The 1,354-nt window shown below is 25.7% G+C and carries 1 protein-coding gene; it reads right to left on the reverse strand.

What is annotated here, in order from left to right:
• Positions 1-70 precede the first annotated feature (70 nt).
• Positions 71-1,033 carry a hypothetical protein gene (locus ABUA27_RS12645; RefSeq protein ID WP_349820861.1) on the reverse strand — a complete coding sequence of 321 codons (963 nt, stop codon included), beginning with the start codon at positions 1,031-1,033 and terminating at the stop codon, positions 71-73.
• Positions 1,034-1,354: the final 321 nt, after the last annotated feature.

Here is a 1,354-nt window from a genome sequence, read left to right on the forward strand (position 1 = left end):
CAAATAGTCTATATCCTGAATATTTCTGCTCCACACTTCTCTTAAATCGTTACCTGTAGATTATGGGTATTCAAATTTCTTTTTCATTCGGATAGAATAACTTATAAAACCTCAATCCTTGAGTTTCAGATAGAACCGAATGCCTCATATATTCAAACACATCTTTATTATATCTAACAGAATCCAATATACAAGGGAACTTCTGTATTAACATAAATAAAGCTTTTTTTCTTTCTGAATTATCCTCTAATGATTGAACTTTAATTTCCAAAAACATATCGGAGATATTCTCTTCATTAAATAATGTACTATTACCACTTCTTAAAATATAATCTGTCATTGCATAAGTGAATGCATACAAACCACAAAGGTTTTCAATGCACTGTTGCTCATCTGAAACTAATAATAATTTAATAAATGTTCTATAAGAGTTTTTCATAGACTCGTATGTCATCCTAATTAGATACTTATTAGTGATTTCAGTTTTAATAGACTCATCAAGATCACTATACGAAATACAATTGATTTTTTTATTATATATTTCAACATCTTTTTCAGCAATTTTAAACAAATCCATTATAAATGGTGCTTTTACTGAAAATACATTATCATACATTGAGCAAATCAACATTCTCGCATGATAATCATTAGGAACATACAAAGTGTTATCATTCACCTTTAAATGAACACACTTATTTCTACAATCTTTCAAATATTCTATATCTTCGATAAATTTTCCAAAATAAAGATTACAGTTATCTTTAAAGAATTGTATTATTTCATTTTCAATTTTTGAATATCTTTCATCATTTTTAATCAGGTTATTTATTTCAGATAGTTTAGACTGTGCTTTACTATCTCCCTCATTAGCCATATCTTGTAACTTTATAAATAAATCATAAATAACAAAAGAATATAGCAATACAATTGCAGCTCGGTAATTCTGGCTATAATACGATTGAACTATTTCTTTAAAATAATTTGCTGAATCAGAATTATCAAACACTCTCAAATCTCTCTCATCAAATAACATTTTTCCACCCACTTTTATCTAAACATATAATTCTATTAAATAGATTTATCTATTATAAAACAAGTTTAACATAGAATTGTACACTCAAAAAATCATTTTCTCGATTTTTTTTAATTTCAAAGGACATTTATCATAAAAATGATAATCTTTACAGATGTCGATTTTTCACGCTTATATGATATGTTTTATATTGAAAAACTACAATGATATTCCGTTCAGATAGTGTAAAATATTTTGTGTAAATTATGATTTTTCAATTATAGAAAATGGACATATTTCCTAGTAAAATTAAGTCGACCAAAACATTAATCTAAGGAGATA

It is taken from the genome of Catenibacterium sp. RTP21428st1_D7_RTP21428_210409 (assembly GCF_040227455.1).
GTDB classification, from domain to species: domain Bacteria; phylum Bacillota_I; class Bacilli_A; order Erysipelotrichales; family Coprobacillaceae; genus Catenibacterium; species Catenibacterium mitsuoka_A.

Excerpts from the sequence above, each read along its gene's own strand:
- ABUA27_RS12645 (WP_349820861.1), bottom strand. The coding sequence starts at position 1,033 with ATGTTATTTGATGAGAGAGATTTGAGAGTGTTTGATAATTCTGATTCA.